This is a genomic window from Streptosporangium vulgare, from assembly GCF_042428775.1.
GTDB lineage: Bacteria > Actinomycetota > Actinomycetes > Streptosporangiales > Streptosporangiaceae > Streptosporangium > Streptosporangium vulgare.
This window is the reverse complement of sequence record NZ_JBHMBS010000001.1, coordinates 760879-778049: the sequence shown is the minus strand read 5'-3', so window position 1 is coordinate 778049 and position 17171 is coordinate 760879. Positions and strand designations below refer to the sequence as shown.

At 71.5% G+C, this 17171-nt stretch carries 17 protein-coding genes; 7 read left to right on the top strand and 10 right to left on the bottom strand.

What is annotated here, in order from left to right:
* The first annotated feature begins 1 nt into the window (after position 1).
* Both ACFFRH_RS03245 and ACFFRH_RS03240 read left to right on the top strand, forming a co-directional pair.
* Entirely contained in the window at positions 2-1276 is a 1275-nt protein-coding gene (locus tag ACFFRH_RS03245; RefSeq protein WP_344743258.1) for an ABC transporter substrate-binding protein, read from the top strand.
* 102 nt (positions 1277-1378) lie between these two features.
* Positions 1379-2821 (top strand): aminopeptidase P family protein, encoded by a 1443-nt coding sequence (locus tag ACFFRH_RS03240; RefSeq protein WP_344743259.1) that lies wholly within the window; start codon positions 1379-1381, stop codon positions 2819-2821.
* Here ACFFRH_RS03240 and ACFFRH_RS03235 read toward each other — a convergent pair.
* A complete protein-coding gene (locus ACFFRH_RS03235; protein ID WP_344743260.1) occupies positions 2786-3760 on the bottom strand; it encodes a cation diffusion facilitator family transporter in 975 nt (324 codons plus the stop codon). The two genes, ACFFRH_RS03240 and ACFFRH_RS03235, sit on opposite strands and share 36 nt — an antisense overlap.
* Before the next feature lie 163 nt (positions 3761-3923).
* Between ACFFRH_RS03235 and ACFFRH_RS03230 the strand changes: the two genes are divergently transcribed.
* The 3 genes from ACFFRH_RS03230 (at position 3924) to ACFFRH_RS03220 (ending at position 7032) form a co-directional block, all read left to right on the top strand.
* Complete coding sequence (locus ACFFRH_RS03230) at positions 3924-4493, top strand: MarR family winged helix-turn-helix transcriptional regulator (RefSeq protein WP_386153963.1); 570 nt, start codon at positions 3924-3926, stop codon at positions 4491-4493.
* Between the two features lie 289 nt (positions 4494-4782).
* Positions 4783-5463 carry an LppX_LprAFG lipoprotein gene (locus ACFFRH_RS03225; RefSeq protein ID WP_344743262.1) on the top strand — a complete coding sequence of 227 codons (681 nt, stop codon included), beginning with the start codon at positions 4783-4785 and terminating at the stop codon, positions 5461-5463.
* Between the two features lie 12 nt (positions 5464-5475).
* Positions 5476-7032, top strand: a complete 1557-nt coding sequence (locus ACFFRH_RS03220) for an MFS transporter (RefSeq protein ID WP_344743263.1) — start codon at positions 5476-5478, stop codon at positions 7030-7032.
* Positions 7033-7278: 246 nt separating this feature from the next.
* Here ACFFRH_RS03220 and ACFFRH_RS03215 read toward each other — a convergent pair whose 3' ends face one another.
* The 4 genes from ACFFRH_RS03215 to ACFFRH_RS03200 all read right to left on the bottom strand — a co-directional run bounded on the left by ACFFRH_RS03215 (position 7279) and on the right by ACFFRH_RS03200 (position 9851).
* The gene (locus ACFFRH_RS03215; protein ID WP_344743264.1) at positions 7279-8565 is read right to left on the bottom strand and encodes an ArsB/NhaD family transporter; all 1287 of its coding nucleotides are present in this window, start codon (positions 8563-8565) and stop codon (positions 7279-7281) included.
* Positions 8562-9023, bottom strand: a complete 462-nt coding sequence (locus tag ACFFRH_RS03210; protein ID WP_386153959.1) for a CBS domain-containing protein — start codon at positions 9021-9023, stop codon at positions 8562-8564. Before ACFFRH_RS03210 ends, ACFFRH_RS03215 begins: the two co-directional genes overlap by 4 nt.
* A gap of 44 nt (positions 9024-9067) precedes the next feature.
* Complete coding sequence (locus ACFFRH_RS03205; protein WP_386153956.1) at positions 9068-9373, bottom strand: cation:proton antiporter regulatory subunit; 306 nt, start codon at positions 9371-9373, stop codon at positions 9068-9070.
* Between the two features lie 133 nt (positions 9374-9506).
* Positions 9507-9851 carry an SPFH domain-containing protein gene (locus ACFFRH_RS03200; RefSeq protein ID WP_344743267.1) on the bottom strand — a complete coding sequence of 115 codons (345 nt, stop codon included), beginning with the start codon at positions 9849-9851 and terminating at the stop codon, positions 9507-9509.
* 173 nt (positions 9852-10024) lie between these two features.
* Between ACFFRH_RS03200 and ACFFRH_RS03195 the strand changes: the two genes are divergently transcribed.
* Both ACFFRH_RS03195 and ACFFRH_RS03190 read left to right on the top strand, forming a co-directional pair.
* Entirely contained in the window at positions 10025-11026 is a 1002-nt protein-coding gene (locus ACFFRH_RS03195) for a HAMP domain-containing sensor histidine kinase (protein WP_344743268.1), read from the top strand.
* A gap of 41 nt (positions 11027-11067) precedes the next feature.
* Positions 11068-11736, top strand: coding sequence for a response regulator (locus ACFFRH_RS03190; RefSeq protein WP_344743269.1), 669 nt, complete (start codon positions 11068-11070; stop codon positions 11734-11736).
* 240 nt (positions 11737-11976) lie between these two features.
* Here ACFFRH_RS03190 and der read toward each other — a convergent pair whose 3' ends face one another.
* The 5 genes from der to ACFFRH_RS03165 form a co-directional block, all read right to left on the bottom strand.
* Positions 11977-13404, bottom strand: coding sequence for a ribosome biogenesis GTPase Der (der, locus tag ACFFRH_RS03185; protein ID WP_386153951.1), 1428 nt, complete (start codon positions 13402-13404; stop codon positions 11977-11979).
* On the bottom strand, positions 13401-14057 hold the full coding sequence (gene cmk / locus ACFFRH_RS03180) for a (d)CMP kinase (RefSeq protein WP_386153948.1): 657 nt from the start codon (positions 14055-14057) through the stop codon (positions 13401-13403). The genes der and cmk overlap by 4 nt, the downstream gene beginning before the upstream one ends.
* Positions 14058-14149: 92 nt before the next feature.
* On the bottom strand, positions 14150-15262 hold the full coding sequence (locus ACFFRH_RS03175; RefSeq protein ID WP_386153945.1) for a prephenate dehydrogenase: 1113 nt from the start codon (positions 15260-15262) through the stop codon (positions 14150-14152).
* A 7-nt stretch (positions 15263-15269) separates the two neighbouring features.
* Positions 15270-15629 carry a chorismate mutase gene (gene aroH, locus ACFFRH_RS03170; protein WP_386153941.1) on the bottom strand — a complete coding sequence of 120 codons (360 nt, stop codon included), beginning with the start codon at positions 15627-15629 and terminating at the stop codon, positions 15270-15272.
* A 78-nt stretch (positions 15630-15707) separates the two neighbouring features.
* Positions 15708-17171: pseudouridine synthase (locus tag ACFFRH_RS03165; protein ID WP_386153938.1), on the bottom strand; the 1464-nt coding region annotated here is incomplete at its 5' end.

Below are 17171 nucleotides of genomic sequence, written 5' to 3'. Positions count from 1 at the left end.
CATGAGAATCCCAAGAACCCCGGTCCGACGCCTCGCGGTACTCGCCGCCCTCGCCCTGGCCGTCACCGCGTGCGCCAGCGAGAAGGCCACCGGGGGTGGCGCCGCCCCCTCCGCCGTCGGGGGGGACGGCGTGAAGACGGGCCCCGGCGTCACCGCCGACAAGATCACGATCGGCCTGATGACCGACCTCACCGGCCCGTACGCCTCGTTCGGCAAGAGCCTGACGCAGGCGCAGCAGCTGTACTTCGAGCAGACGAACGCGGCCGGGGGCGTGTGCGGGCGGCAGCTGGAGGCCCTGGTGCGCGACCACGGCTACGACGCGCAGAAGGCCGTCGCGGCCTACACCGAGATCGCCCCGAAGGTGGTGGCGATCGCCCACTTCGTCGGCTCGCCCATGGTCAACGCGCTCAAGCAGCGCATCGAGGCCGACCAGATGCTCACCATCCCGCAGGCCTGGGCGACCGGGCTGCTCGGCAGCAAGTCCATCCAGGTCACCGGGACGACGTACGACATCGACATGATCAACGGGGTGGACTTCCTGGCCAAGGAGAAGGGCATCAAGTCCGGGGACAAGATCGGTCACCTGTACTTCGAGGGCGACTACGGCGAGAGCGCGCTGAACGGCTCCAAGTACGCGTCGCAGAAGCTCGGCCTCACGCTCGTGGAGCAGAAGATCAAGGCCACCGACCAGGACATGAGCGCCCAGGTCGCCGCGTTCAAGGCGGAGGGCGTGAAGGCCGTCCTGGTCTCCGTCGGCCCCAGGCAGACCGCCTCGCTCGTCGGCGTCTCGCTCGCCAAGGGCATGGACGTGCCGTTCGTCGGCAGCAACTCGGCCTACTCCCCGCAGCTGCTGCCCACCCCGGCCGGGCCCGCGCTGCTGAAGGACTTCTACTACATGACCGCCGGAACACCGATCAGCGCCGACATGCCCGCCATGAAGAAGCTGGCCGCCGACTACGCGGCGAAGTACCCGGACACGGCCATCGACAGCGGCGTCCCCTCGGGCTACTCGGCGGCGGCGATCGTCGTCGACGCGCTCAAGAAGGCCTGCGAGGGCAAGGACCTGACCCGGGGCGCCGTGGTCGCCGCGCACCGCGGCCAGTCGTCCTGGGGTGCGGAGTTCGGCACGGTCATGGACTTCACCACCTTCGACAAGCCCGCCTCGCTGCTGTCGTACGTGGCCAAGCCGGACAAGGCCGCCCTGGGCGGCGCGGTCGTCTTCAAGGAGGCCGCGACCTCCGACCTGGCCAAGGAGTACCAGGTCCCGGTCGGCTGAGCAGTGGTCCGCGGTGCGGCCCCGTACCCGCCGGGGGTGCCGGGCCGCACCGCTCCGGGCTAGCGTGGGGGCGTCCAGAAGACCTCCGCGCCCGGGGACACGATGACCCAGAAGCTCAACACCGGCAGCCACGACCTGCCGGTCTCCGACGCCCTCGCCGCGTTCATGAACACCGGCTGGGCCGACACGCACCGCGACGACCTGGCCCCGCTGCCGCAGGCCGCCTACACCGCCAAGCGGCGCGCCGCGCTCGCCGCCCGCTTTCCCGGCGAGCGGCTGGTGATCCCGTCCGGCACGCTCAAGGCCCGCAGCAACGACAGCGACTACCGGTTCCGGACGCACAGCGCGTTCGCCTACCTCACCGGCGACCAGGAGCCCGACGACGTGCTGGTCGTCGAGCCCTCCGGGGAGGCCACGCTGTTCCTGCGCCCCCGCTCGCCGAGATCGGCGCCGGGCCTGGCCGGGCAGGAGTTCTACCGCGACCGCCGTTACGGCGAGTTCTGGGTGGGCCGCCGCCCCGACCTGGCCGAGGCGGAGGCCGTCCACCAGATCGCCTGCGCGCCGATCGACAGGCTGGAGGACGTGCTCACCGGCCCCGCGCGGGTGCTGCGCGGGGTGGACGCGTCCGTGGACGCGCGGGTCTCGCCCGGCGGCGGTGACGACGAGCTGGAGACGTTCCTCTCCGAGATGCGGCTGGTCAAGGACGAGTGGGAGATCGCCGAGCTGCAGTTCTCGGTCGACGCGACCACGCGCGGGTTCGAGGACGTGACGCGGGCCCTGCCCGCCGCCCTGCGGCACCGGCGCGGCGAACGCCACCTGGAGGGGATCTTCGGCCTCCGCGCCCGCCTGGAGGGCAACGCGGTCGGCTACGACAGCATCGTGGCCTCCGGCGCGAACGCGTGCGTGCTGCACTGGATCCGCAACGACGGGCGGCTGAACGGCGACGAGCTGCTGCTCCTCGACGCGGGCGTGGAGACCGACCACCTCTACACCGCCGACATCACCAGGACCCTGCCGGTGTCCGGGCGCTTCAGCCCGGTCCAGCGCCAGGTCTACGAGCTGGTGTACGAGGCCCAGGAGGCGGCGATCGCCACCCTGCGCCCCGGGGCGAGCTTCCGCGACTTCCACCGCGCGGCGATGCGCGTCATCGCGGAGGGCCTGTACGACTGGGGCGTACTGAAGATCGGCGCGGACGAGGCGATGGAGCCGGGCAGCGGCCTGTACCGCCGCTACACGCTGTGCAGCAGCGGCCACATGCTCGGCATGGACGTGCACGACTGCGCCAGGGCCCGCTCGGAGGTCTACCTGGACGGCGTGCTGGAGGAAGGGCAGGTGCTGACCGTCGAGCCCGGCCTCTACCTGCAGCCGGACGACCTGACGCTGCCGCCGGAGCTGCGCGGCATCGGGGTGCGCATCGAGGACGACCTCGTCGTCACCGCCGACGGCGCCCGCCTCATGTCGTCCGGGCTGCCCCGCCACCCCGACGAGGTGGAGAGGTGGATGGGAGACTCAGGTATCGCGGGTATCGCGGGCATCACGGGATGAACGTCCGGGGGTGGGGTCGAGGAAGACCTGCGTCACCGAGGGGAACCGTTCCTTGAGCGCGCGTTCCACCCGGTCGGCGGCCTCCTCCAGCCTCGCCCCCGTGGTGTCGTCCACGAAGTCGACACGGGCGGCGACCAGCATCTCGCCGGGGCCCAGCATCATGGTGAGGAGCTCCACCACGCTCTCGACCTCGGGCAGGACGGTGATCTCCTCTCGGATCCGCTCCGTCAGCCTCTCGGGCGCGGCCTGGCCGATCAGCAGGGAGACGTTGGCGCGGATGAGGTGGATCGCGACCCACAGGAGCAGCAGGCCGATCACCACGGAGGCGGCCCCGTCCCAGAGGGACGAGCCGGTCAGCTGGGAGGCGAGCAGGCCCGCCGCCGCGATCAGCAGCCCGGCCAGGGCGGCCGCGTCCTCGAAGAGCACGGCCTTCAGCGCCGTGTCGGAGGTCTTCGCGACGTAGCGCCGCGGGCTCACCTCAAGGCGCCGGGCCACCCCTCGCACCTGCGAGAGGGCCTTGAGGAACGAGATCCCCTCGATCACGAACGAGACCGCGAGGACCACGTACGAGATCGTCAGGTCGGTGAGCCTCTCCCCGGTGAGGATCTCGTGCACCCCGTGGGTGATGGAGAACCCGGCTCCGCCGATCAGGGTGGCGAAGGCCGCGAGCAGCGCCCAGAAGAACCCCGCCTTGCCGTAGCCGAACGGGTGCCGCGCGTCGGCGGGGTGCCCGCCCCTGCGCACCGCGACGAACAGCAGGGCCTCGGTGACGGTGTCCGCGGCGGAGTGGGCGGCCTCGGACAGCATCGCCGACGAGCCGCTGATCAGCCCGGCGACCAGCTTGGCCACGGCGATCGCGAGGTTGGCCAGACCCGCCACGATCACCGTGGCGAGACTTTCCGATCCGGCTTTGTCAGCATCCGTCACGTTCTCTGCCATGCGGTTACTTTACGGGTGTTGCATCCCTCGCCTCCCAGGGGTGACGCGACCTATACGACCTGGCCACCGGCTTGGGAGCAGCGGGCGGTGACGCGCGGGTTCCGTCACGTTGCCGCATCGCCTACCACGAGCGATCGGCACCTTCTGAGGTAAGTTCTGATCTATGACCCTGAAGCAGGCCCCGCCCGGCGGGCGGGGCGGCCGGCCGGGGGACGGATCCGCCGCGGTCGCGGCCACACGCGCGGCGAACGAGAGTGGTGAGCGACCGGTGAGCGACCAGGAGCCCCGCTGGCTGTCCTCCATCGAGCAACGAGCGTGGCGCGCCCACCTCGCCGTGCACAAGCTCCTCGACCACCGCCTCGACCGCGAGCTCCAGCCTTTCGGGCTCTCGGTCAACGACTACGAGATCCTGGTGAACCTGTCGGAGACGCCCGGTCACCGGATGCGGATGAGCGATCTGGCGGACGCCACGATCCAGTCCCGCAGCCGCCTGTCCCACCAGATCTCCCGGATGGAGACCGCCGGCCTGGTCGCCAGGGAGACCTGCGCCGACGACCGGCGCGGCACCTTCGCCGTCCTCACCGAGCACGGCTGGGCCACCATCCAGAAGGTCGCGCCCCACCACGTGGCCGGCGTGCGACGGCATTTCATCGACCTGCTCACCGACGACCAGCTGATCGAGCTGGAGGCGGCGTACGCACCGGTGGTGGACCACCTCAAGGGCATCCGCTGACCCGGAGCCGGCCGCTGGCTCCCGAAAGCGCCCACTGACGGAAACCCGGCCGGCGGACCCCGGAAGCATCCGCCGACCCGAAACCGGTCGGTGGCTCTCGGAAGGCCCGCCGACACGAAACCGGTCAGTGGTCCTCGGAAGCGCCCACCAGCATGAAACCGGTCACCGGCTCCCGAAAGCACCCACCAGCACGAAACCGGTCGGCGGAATCTCTCGCGGGCCTCCGCCGACGCGAAACCGATACCCGTCGTTACTCCTTAGTAGACCGGAGTGTCGTTACGATCCGCCCATGTCTGCTCGCCGGATCCTCATCATCGCGGTGATCACCGCGTTCTCCCTGGTCACCGCGTGCAGCGGCGGCGGTGCCTCCGACGGCACAACCGCCCTCCCCAACGGAGCCGACCTGGTCAGGAAGGCCGCGGACGCGACACGCGCCGTGAAGTCGGCCGCCTTCTCGATGGAGACGGAGGGCACTCCCCCCGTACCGGTCAAGAAGGCCTCCGGCCGTCTCAGCGGGACCGGTGACGCGGACGGCACCCTCCAGATCGACGTGATGGGCAGCCTCCAGGAGATCAATTTCGTGTTGATCGGGGAGACCGTCCACTTCAAGGGCGTGACCGGCGGCTTCCAGCAGATGTCGCGGAGCCAGCTGGCGGCGATCTACGACCCGTCCGCCATCCTCAACCCGGAGAAGGGCGTCGTGCAGCTGCTGACCAACGCGCTGGACGCCAAGACCCAGGCGGCGGAGAAGCTGGACGGCGTCGACACCTACCGGGTCTCGGCGACGCTCTCCCAGCAGGTGCTCGCCACGATGGTGCCCGGTCTCACGCAGAGCGTCGACGCCGTGCTCTGGATCGACAAGGCCACCAGCCGGCTGCTCAAGGCGGACCTGCCACTGACCGGCGGCAAGGTGATCGTGGCCTTCAGCGACTACGACGTGCCGGTCCAGGTCACCGCTCCGGCGAAGTGACGAAGTGACGAAGTGACGACGAACCGCACCACCCCGGAGGGCGCCCTCTCGGCCCGGCGGCGAACCGCACTCGGCGTCGGCGGCACCGCGGTGCTGCTCGCGGCCCTGGACGCTTACGTCGTGGTCACCGTCCTCGTCGACATCGCCAGGGACGTCGACGTCCCCCTCAACCACCTGGAGCGTGCCACCCCGATCGTCACCGGTTTCCTGCTCGGCTACATCGCGGCCATGCCGCTGCTCGGCCAGCTCTCCGACCGGTACGGCAGGCGCCCGCTCATCCACCTGTGCCTGGCGGGCTTCGCCGTGGGCTCGGTCGTCACCGCGCTGGGCGAGACGGTGCCCTGGCTGGTCACGGGACGGGCCCTGCAGGGGGTCGCGGGCGGCGCGCTGCTGCCCATCACGATGGCCCTGATCGGGGACCTGTGGGACGAGGACGAGCGACCGGTGGCGCTCGGCGCGGTGGGGTCGGCCCAGGAGCTCGGCAGCGTGCTCGGCCCCCTGTACGGCGCGGCCCTCGCCACCCTGGTCCCGGTCACCCTCCAGGTCGGCGGCGTGCAGCTCGGCGGCTGGCGGTCGATCTTCTGGCTGAACGTCCCGCTGGTGGCCCTGGCGGCGATCGCCGTGCAGCGGTCGGTGCCGCCGCCCGCCCGCGACCGGGCCCTCGGCGCGGGCAGGCGCGTCGACGTGGTGGGCGGGCTGCTGCTCGCGCTCGCGCTCGGCCTGCTCGTGGCCGGTCTCTACAACCCCGACCCCGGCGGGTCGGTCCTCCCCCCGTGGGGCGCGCCCATGATCGTCGCCGGGGTCGTGTCCGGGGCCGCGTTCGTCGCGTGGGAGTGGCGCTCCGAGACCCGGCTGATCGACATGACGGGGGTGGCGCGCGGCCCGTTCCTCGCCACGCTCGGGGTGAGCTTCCTCTCCGGCGCCGCGCTGCTGGTCACCCTGGTCGACGTGCAGCTGTCGGCGCAGACGCTGCTGGGCCTGGACAGCCTGGACGGCGCCCTGGTGCTGTCGCGCTTCCTCGTCGCGCTCTCCGTGGCCGCGCTGCTGGGCGGTCTCATGGCCCGCCGCTACGGCGAGCGCGCGGTGACGGTGATCGGGCTCGCGGTGGCCGCCGCCGGATACGTCCGCATCGGCCAGTGGCCCCTGGACCTGGCCTCGGCCGGACACCGCGTGGACGCCGACCTGATCGTCGCCGGCCTGGGGCTCGGCCTGGTGATCGCCCCCGTCTCCTCCGCGGTGCTGCGGGCCGTACCCGCCGTCCAGCACGGGGTCGCCTCGGCGGCGGTGGTCGTGGCCCGGATGATGGGCATGCTGCTCGGTGTCGCCGCGCTGTCGGCGTGGGGATTCCACCGCTTCCAGTCGCTCACCGCCGACCTGGACACGCCGCTGCCCTTCGGCGTGGACCCCGTCGTGTACGCCGGGCGGCTCGCCGAGTACCAGGGCAGGGTGAAGGAGGCGCTGCACACCGAGTACAGCGAGATCTTCCTGATCACCGCCGTCCTGTGCGGGGTGGGCGCGCTGGTCGCGCTGCTGCTGCCACGCGGATCCGGACGGGCGGACGGGGCCTGACACCTTGTCCGCGCCCCTGCCACACCCCTGCCACACCCCGGAGGCGGACCGGCCCCGGATACGGACGGAACCGGGCGCGCACCGGAGCCGGGCACCGGCCGCGACCGGAGCACGAGCCTTGATCCGGGCGCGTCCCTGACCCGACCACGGCCACGGATACGGCCACGGATACGAGCACCGGGCGCGTACCGGAGCCGGGTGCGGACCGGTCCCGGTCCGTACCCGGCTCCTTGTCCCGCGGGGCGGTCAGGTGAAGTAACGCAGCCACACGTACACCCACGCCATGAGCGTGCTCAGCACCGTCACCACGATCCCGTACTTGGTGAACTGCCAGAAGCTGATCGGATGCCCCGTCCGTGCCGCGATCCCGATCGCGACCACGTTCGCGCTGGCCGCCACCGCCGTGCCGTTGCCGCCGAAGTCGGCGCCGAGCGCGAACGCCCACCACAGCGCCTGCCCGGTCGCCGGGTCGGGGGCCTGCGCCACGATCCCCTCGACGACCGGCGCCATCGTCGCGACGTACGGGATGTTGTCGAAGAACGCCCCCAGCACGCTGGAGCCGAACAGCAGCGACGTCGCCGCGAGGAAGTAGTCGTCGCCGACCACATCGATCGCCCACGTCCCCACCGTCTCGATCACGCCGGTCTTGACCAGGCCCGCGACCATCACGAACAGTCCCGCGAAGAACACCAGCGTCGGCCACTCGACCTCCGCCAGCACCTCGGACGTCGGGATCCGCGACAGCAGGAGCATCACCCCCGCTCCCACGAGGGCCACGATGGACGGTTCGATGTGCAGCACGGCGTGCAGCCCGAACCCCACCACCACCACGGCGAGCACCACCAGGCACCGTACGAGCAGGCGGGGATCGGTGATCGCCCGTCGCTCCTGCAGGGCCATCACCGCGGAGACGCGCTCGGGGTTGTACTGGAAGGAGCCCTTGAACAGCACCCGGGTCAGCAGGACGAACGCGACGAAGACGATGACCACGATGGGCGCCATGTGCACCAGGAAGTCGTTGAACGTCAGCCCCGCCCTGCTGCCGATGATGATGTTGGGCGGGTCCCCGATGAGGGTGGCCGCGCCGCCGATGTTGGAGGCCAGCACCTCCGCGATCAGGTAGGGCTGGGCCGGGATCCGCAGCCGGTCGCACACGACCACCGTGACCGGCGCCACCAGCATGATCGTGGTGACGTTGTCGAGGAAGGGCGAGGCGATGGCGGTGATCACCATCAACATGACCATGAGCCGGTACGGGTCGCCCTTGGACCGCTTGGCCGCCCAGATCGCCAGGTAGTCGAAGACCCCCGTCTGCTTGATGATCCCTACGATGATCATCATCCCGAGCAGCAGGAAGATGACGTTCCAGTCAATGCCCTCGTGCTCGGAGAAGAAGACCTCCGAGCCCGGTATCAGTCCCAGGAGCGCCATCACACCGGCGGCGATCAGGACCACCTTGACCTTGTTGGCCTTCTCGGTGGCGATGAAGTAGAAAGCGACGAGAAAGATCCCTAGGGCGAGCAGGGCGCTCAAGGCTCACCGAGGCCGAAGACGGCCAGGCTGGTGAGGAGACGCTCCAGGGTGATCGCCCCGACCAGCGAGGCGTCCCGGTCCACCACGGCCACGATCGGGCTGCGGGTCCTGGCCATCAGCGCGGCCACCTCCAGCAGGTTCGCGCCCGTGGGAACGGTCACCGGCCTGGCCGGATCGCGCGGCAGGCAGTCGCCGACCGTGCGGTTTCCCAGGTCCAGCCAGAACTGGTCCGCGTAGGCCTCGTCGATCGTCCTGGCCAGGGCGGGGTCCTCCTGGTACGAACCGGGCACGGCCAGTCGCAGCACCTGGGTGCCGGGGAGCACCAGCCGGGGCCGCGAGAGGTCGTCCACGATGATGAGCCCGGGCAGGCGGCCGATCACCATGATCCGTACCGCCTTCGCGACGGAGTCACGCGTGGTGACCGTCGGGAGGCTCACCGCGATGTCGCGCGCTTGCATGGCACCTTCCCGTCGGGTGAGGTGGCGTACCGCGGACGGTGTGCTCACGACACCCCTCCTGTGATTCCTGTGATTCCTGTGGCCCGCGCGGTTCCCGCGAGGTCGGCCATCCGTCGTTCGAGGGCGGCGAGCCTGTCGTCCACCGACCGGCTGTGCAGGACCTGGGCGATCTGGTCGGCCTCGTCCCGATCCAGCGCGATGGCCTGCGACGGCTCGTCGCCCGCGCCGTACACCAGGAGCCGCCTGGGTCCGTCGCCCTCCTCCACCATGACCGCCAGGTGCTGGCCGTCCCTGGTGGCGAAGTGGAACAGGGTCCCGCTGCCGGGCACGGTCGTGCGGGTGACGTCCATACCGGCGATCACCCCCTTCCGCTCGTGGCCGCCGTCGCGCTCGCGCCCGGGACCGTCATCACGCCTCCTCCGCTCGGGGCCGCCGTCAAACCGCAGCTCGGGACCACCGTCACGCCCCCGCTCAGGGCCGCCGTCACGAGGCGAGCCGTTCCGCCCAGCGGATGAGGTCCTCCCGGCGCCGTACCTCGACACGGGTGATCGCCACCAGCGCCACCTCGACGCCCCAGTGGCGGTTCCCGTCCCCGGTCGCGCGGGCGAGGTCCACCCGCTTGGACAGCCGGGACAGGTCGCGTTCCCCCACGTAGCGCCGGATCTCCGCTTCGGCGGCGGCGAGCTTGGCGCCGCCCGGCGAGCCCGGATAGGCGGCATACGCCACGGGGTCGGCGACGAAGGCCCGGGCGGCCGCGTTGACCGTGATCGTGACGCCGTCACGAGTGACGGCGTCCAGCCAGAGAATGCCGACATCGCTCGTACCCATCGCCCTCTCCCATCTGCCGTTGTTCGCCGCCCCTCCATCCCATCGGCGCCGCCCCTCCACCGCCATCGGGGCCGGCACCCATCTGAGCAGGGGTGGAACATGTAGGAGCGGCACGGGGGAATGGGAGGCACCCCGCATGGACAGGCCCGTCCCGCAACGAGGAAGCTGGTCAGATGAGCGAAAGCACCGATCGGCGAGCAGGAGCGCACAGTCCGGGGCGGATCCTGTTCAGGCGGCTGTTCGCGATCAACGGGCTGGTCTTCGCGGTCGGTACGCTGGTGCTCGCCCTCTCACCCGCCACCGTGTCCTCACCGGTGCTCCTCGCCGAGATCCCGGTGCTGACGATCGGCCTGGCGCTGATGCTGGCGGCCAACGCCATCCTCCTGCGCACCAGCCTGGCCCCGCTCGACGCGCTCACCACCCTGATGCAGCGCGTGGACCTGCTGCACCCCCACGACCGGCTGCCCAGCGGCGGCAACCGCGACCTGGACCACCTGATCGACACCTTCAACGCGATGCTGGACCGGCTGGAGGCCGAGCGCAGCGCCAGCAGCGCCCACGCCCTCGCGGCCCAGGAGGGCGAACGCCGCCGCATCGCCCGCGAGCTGCACGACGAGATCGGCCAGAGCCTCACCGTGGTCCTGCTGAGCCTCAAGCACGCCGCCGACCGCGCGCCTCACGACCTGCGGGAGGAACTGCACGGGGTGCAGGAGAGCGTCCGCGCGAGCCTGGACGAGGTGGGACAGGTCGCCCGCCGCCTGCGTCCCGGCGTGCTGGAGGACCTCGGCCTGCAGAGTGCCCTCAGCGCGCTGAGCAGCGACTTCTCCCAGAGCAGCGGCGTTCCCGTGACCCGCAGGGTCGAGGCCGACCTGCCCTCGCTGAGCGAGGAGGTCGAGCTGGTCCTCTACCGCATCGCCCAGGAGGGCCTGACCAACGCGGCCAGGCACGCCCGCGCGTCCCTCGTCGAGCTCTCGCTGACCTCCGGCCCCGGCGGCCTGGAACTGCGCATCACCGACGACGGCCGCGGCGGCGTACGCCACGACGGCGCCGGGATCCGCGGGATGCGGGAGCGGGCCCTGCTCATCGGCGCCCGCCTCACCGTGACCTCTCCGCCGGACGGCGGCACCGACGTCCGGCTCACCGTACCGCCCGACACCGAGCGGAGAGCCCTGTGAACCCCGCGAATCCCGCGAACCCCACGAGCCCTGTGAATCCCATGAACTCGGCGACCCCTGTGAATCCCACCAGGATCCTGCTGGCCGACGACCACGCCCTGGTCCGCCGCGGGCTGCGGCTGATCCTGGACGCCGAGCCCGATCTCACGGTGGTGGCCGAGGCCGCCAACGGCGCCGAAGCGGTGGATGCGGCCACCCCCGAGGCGGTCGACCTGGCGATCCTGGACATCGCGATGCCCCGCATGACCGGTCTGCAGGCGGCCCGCGAGATCTCCCGGCGCGCCCCCGGCATCCGGCTGCTGATCCTGTCGATGTACGACAACGAGCAGTACTTCTTCGAGGCGCTCAAGGCCGGGGCCTCGGGCTACGTGCTGAAGTCCGTGGCCGACCGCGACCTGCTGGAGGCGTGCAGGGCGGCGATGCGCGGCGAGCCGTTCCTGTACCCGGGGGCCGTCACCGCCCTGATCCGGCACTACCTGCAGCGCGACAGGCTGGGACAGAGCATGCCGGAGAGCATCCTGACCCCGCGCGAGGAGGAGATCGTCAAGCTGATCGCCGAGGGCAACTCCGCCAAGCAGATCGCCGAGACCCTGTTCATCAGCGTGAAGACCGTCGACCGGCACCGCGCCAACATCCTGCAGAAGCTCGGCATGCGCGACCGGCTCGACCTCACCCGGTACGCCATCCGGGCGGGCCTGATCGAACCCTGAGAGAACCGGGGTCCCGGGCGGAACACGAACGGCCCGGCGCGGGCCGGGCCGTTCGAAACCTCCACCCCGGAGAGGGCTCCCGTCCGGAACGGGACCTCCACCGGTTCCACCGGTTCCACCGGTTCCAACCGGGAACAGGGCTCATGCCCGAGGCAGGACGTGCCGGAAAAGAACTCCCGCCCGGAACGAAACTCCCGCCCCAGACGGGGCCGAAACAAACCCCCGCCCCGGGTGGGGCTCCTACTTCTTCTTCTGTCCCTGACGCTTCTCGCGGATCTTCATGGTCACCTCGATGGGCGACCCGGCGAAGCCGAACTCCTCACGGATCCGGCGCTCGATGAAGCGGCGGTAGGTCTCCTCCAGGAAGCCCGAGGTGAACAGCACGAACTTCGGCGGCTCCGTCGACGCCTGCGTGGCGAAGAGGATCTTGGGCTGCTTGCCGCTGCGGACCGGGGGCGGGGTGGCCGCGACCAGGTCGGTCAGGAAGGCGTTGAGCCGGGCGGTGGGCACCCGGGTCGACCAGGAGTCGAGCGCCCTCTCGATAGCGGGGACGAGCCGGTCGACGTGCCAGCCGTTCTTCGCGGAGATGTTGACCCGCAGCGCCCACGGCACGCGGACGAGCTGGCGGTCGATCTCCTTCTCCAGGTAGTAGCGGCGGTCCTCGTCGAGCAGGTCCCACTTGTTGAACGCCACGACCATGCACCGGCCGGACTCGATCACCAGGGAGATGATCCGCAGGTCCTGCTCGGTCAGCACGTCGCTGGCGTCGATGAGCACCACCGCGATCTCCGAGCGCTCCAGCGCCCCCCGGGTGCGCATGCTCGCGTAGAAGTCGGCGCCCTTGAGCTCACGGTCACGCCGCCTGATCCCGGCGGTGTCGACGAAGCGCCAGGTCTTGCCGCCGAGCTCGACCAGCTCGTCCACCGGGTCGCGGGTGGTGCCCGCCATCGGGTCGACGAGCACGCGCTCGGAGCCCGCCAGCTTGTTCAGCAGCGAGGACTTGCCCACGTTGGGCTTGCCGACCAGGGCGACCCTGCGCGGGCCGCGCTCGGGGCCGAAACGCTGCTCGGGCGTCTCCGGCAGCTTGTCGAGGATCACGTCCAGCAGGTCGCCGCTGGAACGGCCGTGCAGGGCCGAGACCGGCTGCGGCTCGCCCAGGCCGAGGGCCCACAGCCCGGCGGCCTCCAGCTCCATCTGCTGGTTGTCGACCTTGTTGGCGGCGAGGATGACCGGCTTGCCGGACCCGCGCAGCACGTGGCCGACGATCTCGTCCGCGTCGGTCACGCCCACGACGGCGTCGACCACGAACAGGATCACGTCGGCCAGCTCGGCCGCGACCTGGGCCTGCTCGGCGATCTTCAGCGCCATGCCGGTCGCGTCGGGGTCCCAGCCCCCGGTGTCCACCACCGTGAACCGGCGCCCCCGCCAGGTGGCGTCGTACGTGACCCGGTCGCGGGTCACCCCCGGCACGTCCTCCACGACCGCCTCCCGGCGGCCGATGATCCGGTTGACCAGGGTGGACTTGCCCACGTTGGGGCGGCCCACCACGGCCACTACCGGCTGCGGGGCCGTGTCGGGCCCCACGTCCCGCTGCGAGCTGTCGTCGGTCCCTGAATCGGCGAGCTCCGCGTCGATCCAGCCGTTGTCGTCGTCGTATACCCCGGTCACGCCTTTTCCTTAATCACACGCAGTATTTCGGCGATGACCTCTTCGAGGTTCAGCGCCGTGGTGTCGAGCTCGACGGCGTCGGCCGCCTTCGCCAGCGGGTCTGCCTTCCTGGTCGAGTCGAGGGTGTCGCGGCGGGCCATCGCGGCCCGCTGCGCCGCCACCGTGGTGCCGGTGAGCTCCGCCGTGCGGCGCAGTGCCCTGGCGTCCGCGCTCGCGGTCAGGTAGATCTTGACCGCGGCGCCGGGCGCCACCACCGTGCCGATGTCACGGCCCTCGACGACGATGCCGCCCGAGCCGATGATCTCACGCTGCTCGGCCACCAGGCGGTGGCGTACCTCGGGCACCGCGCTGACCGCCGAGACGGCCGCGGTGACCTCGGCGGTGCGGATCGGCGCGACGGCGTCGACGCCGTCGACCGCGACCACCGCGAGGTCCGGGTCGGTGCCCAGTGTGAGGACCGGGTCGAGCGCCCTGGCGGCGATCGCCCCGGGATCGGTGAGATCGACGCCCTGCTGGAGCATCCACCAGGTGATCGCCCTGTACATCGCGCCGGTGTCGAGATAACGCAGCCCCAAGGCTCGCGCCACCCCTCGTGACGCGCTCGACTTACCCGATCCCGAAGGACCGTCCATGGCGACGACCAGTCCGGTCACGACGCCTCTCCCTTGCAGCCCGCTTCAGTTGTCCGTACGAGGCTACCGGGAGCCGGGAAGGAACCACGCATCGAGCGAGAGACCGGGAGGGATCATGGCAGTTGCCAGCCGTTCTCCCGCAGGGCCTCGGCCAGCGCCGTCACCGCCTCCGGCTGCACCCAGAGCTCGGCGGCGCCCAGCGGCAGGCCGGGGGCGTGCTCGAGCCGGACGTCCTCGATGTTGACGCCCGCCTCCTTCGCCGCCTGGAACAGCCGGGCCAGCTCGCCGGGCCGGTCTCCCACGATGACCTGGACGGCCGTGTAGGTGCGCGCGGGACCACCGTGCTTGCCGGGGATCCGGCCCGTGCCCGCGACGCCCCGGTGCAGCAGCTCGGTGACGCGGGTCATCGCGTCGGGGTCGGCGGAGGCGGCCGAGGTGCGGAGCGAGGCCGCCGCGGCGGCCAGGTCGGCCGCCACCGCCTCCAGCACCTCCGCCACCGGCAGCGCGTTGCCCGACAGGATCCCGGTCCAGAGCCTCGGGTCGCTCGCCGCGATGCGGGTGACGTCACGCACCCCCGGCCCGGCCAGGCCGAGCGCGGTGGCGGGCGCCTCCGCGAGGCGGGCGGCCACCGCCGAGGCGGCCACGTGGGGAGCGTGTGAGACGACCGCCACGGCCCTGTCGTGCTCCTCGGCACCGATCCTGACCGCCTCGCCTCCGCAGAGCTTGACGAGCCCGTACAGGGCCTCCAGGGCGTCGGGTGAGGTCTCCTCGGTCGGGCACAGCGCCCACGGGCGCCCGAGGAACAGGTCGGCCCGCGCCGCGGCGGGCCCGGAGCGCTCGCGCCCGGCGAGCGGGTGCCCGGCGACGTAGGTCGTCAGGTCGCAGCCGAGGCTCGCGGCCTCCCTGAGCGGGAACGCCTTGACGCTGGCCACGTCGGTGTAGAAACGGGCCGCCCCGGCCTTCTGGAGGGCGGCGAGCCGCCCCGCGACCGCCTGCGGCGGGACCGCGATGATCGCGACGTCCACGGTCACGCCCTCGGCCCACTCGACCCCGGCGCCCAGCTCCCGCGCCACCCGCAGGGATCCCGCGTCGCGGTCGGCCAGGTGGACGGTCACGCCCTGCTCGCGCAGGGCCAGCGCGATCGAGGTGCCGATCAGTCCCGTACCGACGACCAGGACGCTTTCGAGGCCGCTCACGCGCGCTCCCCCGACGAGACGGTGCCGCATAAAGGGCTCACTGGGCGATGTCCACGCGAAGGGCGACCGCGCCGCGCAGGTAGACGTGCTGGATGTCCTGGCGGGGCCGGTCGACCTCGACGTGGGCCATCAGCCGCACCACGCGGGGCAGCGCGCCGGGGACGTCGATCTCGGAGGCGCAGATCAGCGGGACGTCGTGGAAACCGAGCTTGCGAGCGGCCAGGGCGGGAAACTCGGCGGTGAGATCGGGCGTGGCCGTGAAGATCACGCTGATCACGTCGTCGGTGGTGAGCCTGTTGCGCCCCATCACCTCCGTGACCAGTTCGGTGACCCCGGACAGGATGGCGTCCCGGTCGTTGGACTCGACCTGGGTCGCACCGCGGATCGCCCGCACCATCGTCGTTCCTCCAGTCCTTCCGTGCCGGACCATCCCCGAGGATGATCCGGCACGTCCTAACACACGTGTCAGGGAAGGCTACAACCCGACGGCCGCGTAGAGCTCCCCGACCTCCGTGAGGGTCAGCGCGCGAACGGTGCCCGGCTTGAGACGGCCGAGCTTGACCGGGCCGAACTCGATGCGGGCCAGGTCGATGACCGGGTGCCCGACCTCCTCCAGCATCCGGCGGACGATGTGCTTGCGGCCCTCGTGCAGCACGATCTCGATCAGGGCCTGCTGGCCGTGCTCCTGGACCAGGGCGAAGGAGTCGGCCTTGGCGAGACCGTCCTCCAGCTCGACGCCCTTCTTCAGGCGGCGGCCGAGATCACGCTCGATCCGGCCCGGGACCTTCGCCCAGTACTTCTTCTGGACGCCGTAGCTCGGGTGGGTGAGCCTGTTGGCCAGCTCGCCATCGTTGGTGAGCAGGATCAGGCCCTCGGTCTCGGTGTCGAGGCGTCCCACGTGGAACAGCCGCTCGGTGCGGTCGGCCACGAAGTCGGCCAGCGAGGGACGGCCGTCCGGGTCGGACATGGTGCTGACGACGCCGATCGGCTTGTTGATCGCGAGATAGACCAGGTCGGGCATGGTCGGCAGGCGCTTGCCGTCGACGTGGATGACCTGCCTGGCGGGGTCGACCCGGGCGCCGAAGCGGCGGACCACCTGGCCGTCGACCGTCACCCGGCCCTCGCCGATCATGTCCTCGCAGGCCCGGCGGCTGGCGACGCCCGCCTGGGCGAGGACCTTCTGCAGCCGGACGCCGTCGGGAACCTCGGTGGTGTCGCGCTCGTCGACGTAGTCGCGGTCGTAGAAGTCGGAGTCGCGCTTGGGCTGGCGGGCGGTCTTGAACCGGTCGTTCGCGATCGTCCCCGGCCTGAGCGGCGCCTTCGCCGCGGGAGCCCGGTTTCCGGATCGATCACCGGGCCGGTCCGAGGAGGTCCGGCGCTCGCCGTACGCCCCGGCGGCGCCGCCGCCGATGGTCTGGACGTCGTCCCGGCGCCCGGTCCTGCCGAAGCGGCCACGGGAGCCACCGGCGGGCGCGTCGCCGCGACCACGGTCGGAGCCGGGCCTGCCACCACGGTCGGAACCGGGCCTGCCGCGCTCGGAGCCGGGCCTGCCGCGCGAGCCGTCACGGTCGGCGCGGAAGCCGCCGCGGTCGTCACGACGCGGGCCGTCGGAACGGAAACCGTCACGATCGTCACGACGCGGACCGTCAGAGCGGAACCCGTCACGATCGTCACGACGCGGGCCGTCGGAACGGAAACCGCCCCGCGAACCACCGAAGGACGAACCACCACGATCATCACGACGCGGACCGTCGGAACGGAAGCCGTCACGGTCATCACGACGCGGGCCGTCGGAACGGAAACCGCCCCGCGAACCACCGAAGGACGAACCACCACGATCATCACGACGCGGGCCGTCGGAGCGGAAGCCGCCGCGGTCGTCACGGCGCGGGCCGTCAGAACGGTAACCGCCCTGGGAACCACCCGAGGGCCTGCCGGC

Bases quoted from the DNA above. Each gene is read 5' to 3' on its own strand.
- ACFFRH_RS03245 (WP_344743258.1), top strand. From the start codon at position 2: ATGAGAATCCCAAGAACCCCGGTCCGACGCCTCGCGGTACTCGCCGCC.
- ACFFRH_RS03240 (WP_344743259.1), top strand. From the start codon at position 1,379: ATGACCCAGAAGCTCAACACCGGCAGCCACGACCTGCCGGTCTCCGAC.
- ACFFRH_RS03235 (WP_344743260.1), bottom strand. From the start codon at position 3,760: ATGGCAGAGAACGTGACGGATGCTGACAAAGCCGGATCGGAAAGTCTC.
- ACFFRH_RS03230 (WP_386153963.1), top strand. From the start codon at position 3,924: ATGACCCTGAAGCAGGCCCCGCCCGGCGGGCGGGGCGGCCGGCCGGGG.
- ACFFRH_RS03225 (WP_344743262.1), top strand. From the start codon at position 4,783: ATGTCTGCTCGCCGGATCCTCATCATCGCGGTGATCACCGCGTTCTCC.
- ACFFRH_RS03210 (WP_386153959.1), bottom strand. From the start codon at position 9,023: ATGCAAGCGCGCGACATCGCGGTGAGCCTCCCGACGGTCACCACGCGT.
- ACFFRH_RS03205 (WP_386153956.1), bottom strand. From the start codon at position 9,373: ATGGACGTCACCCGCACGACCGTGCCCGGCAGCGGGACCCTGTTCCAC.
- ACFFRH_RS03200 (WP_344743267.1), bottom strand. From the start codon at position 9,851: ATGGGTACGAGCGATGTCGGCATTCTCTGGCTGGACGCCGTCACTCGT.
- ACFFRH_RS03195 (WP_344743268.1), top strand. From the start codon at position 10,025: ATGAGCGAAAGCACCGATCGGCGAGCAGGAGCGCACAGTCCGGGGCGG.
- ACFFRH_RS03190 (WP_344743269.1), top strand. From the start codon at position 11,068: ATGAACTCGGCGACCCCTGTGAATCCCACCAGGATCCTGCTGGCCGAC.
- ACFFRH_RS03175 (WP_386153945.1), bottom strand. From the start codon at position 15,262: ATGCGGCACCGTCTCGTCGGGGGAGCGCGCGTGAGCGGCCTCGAAAGC.
- aroH (WP_386153941.1), bottom strand. From the start codon at position 15,629: ATGGTGCGGGCGATCCGCGGTGCGACCCAGGTCGAGTCCAACGACCGG.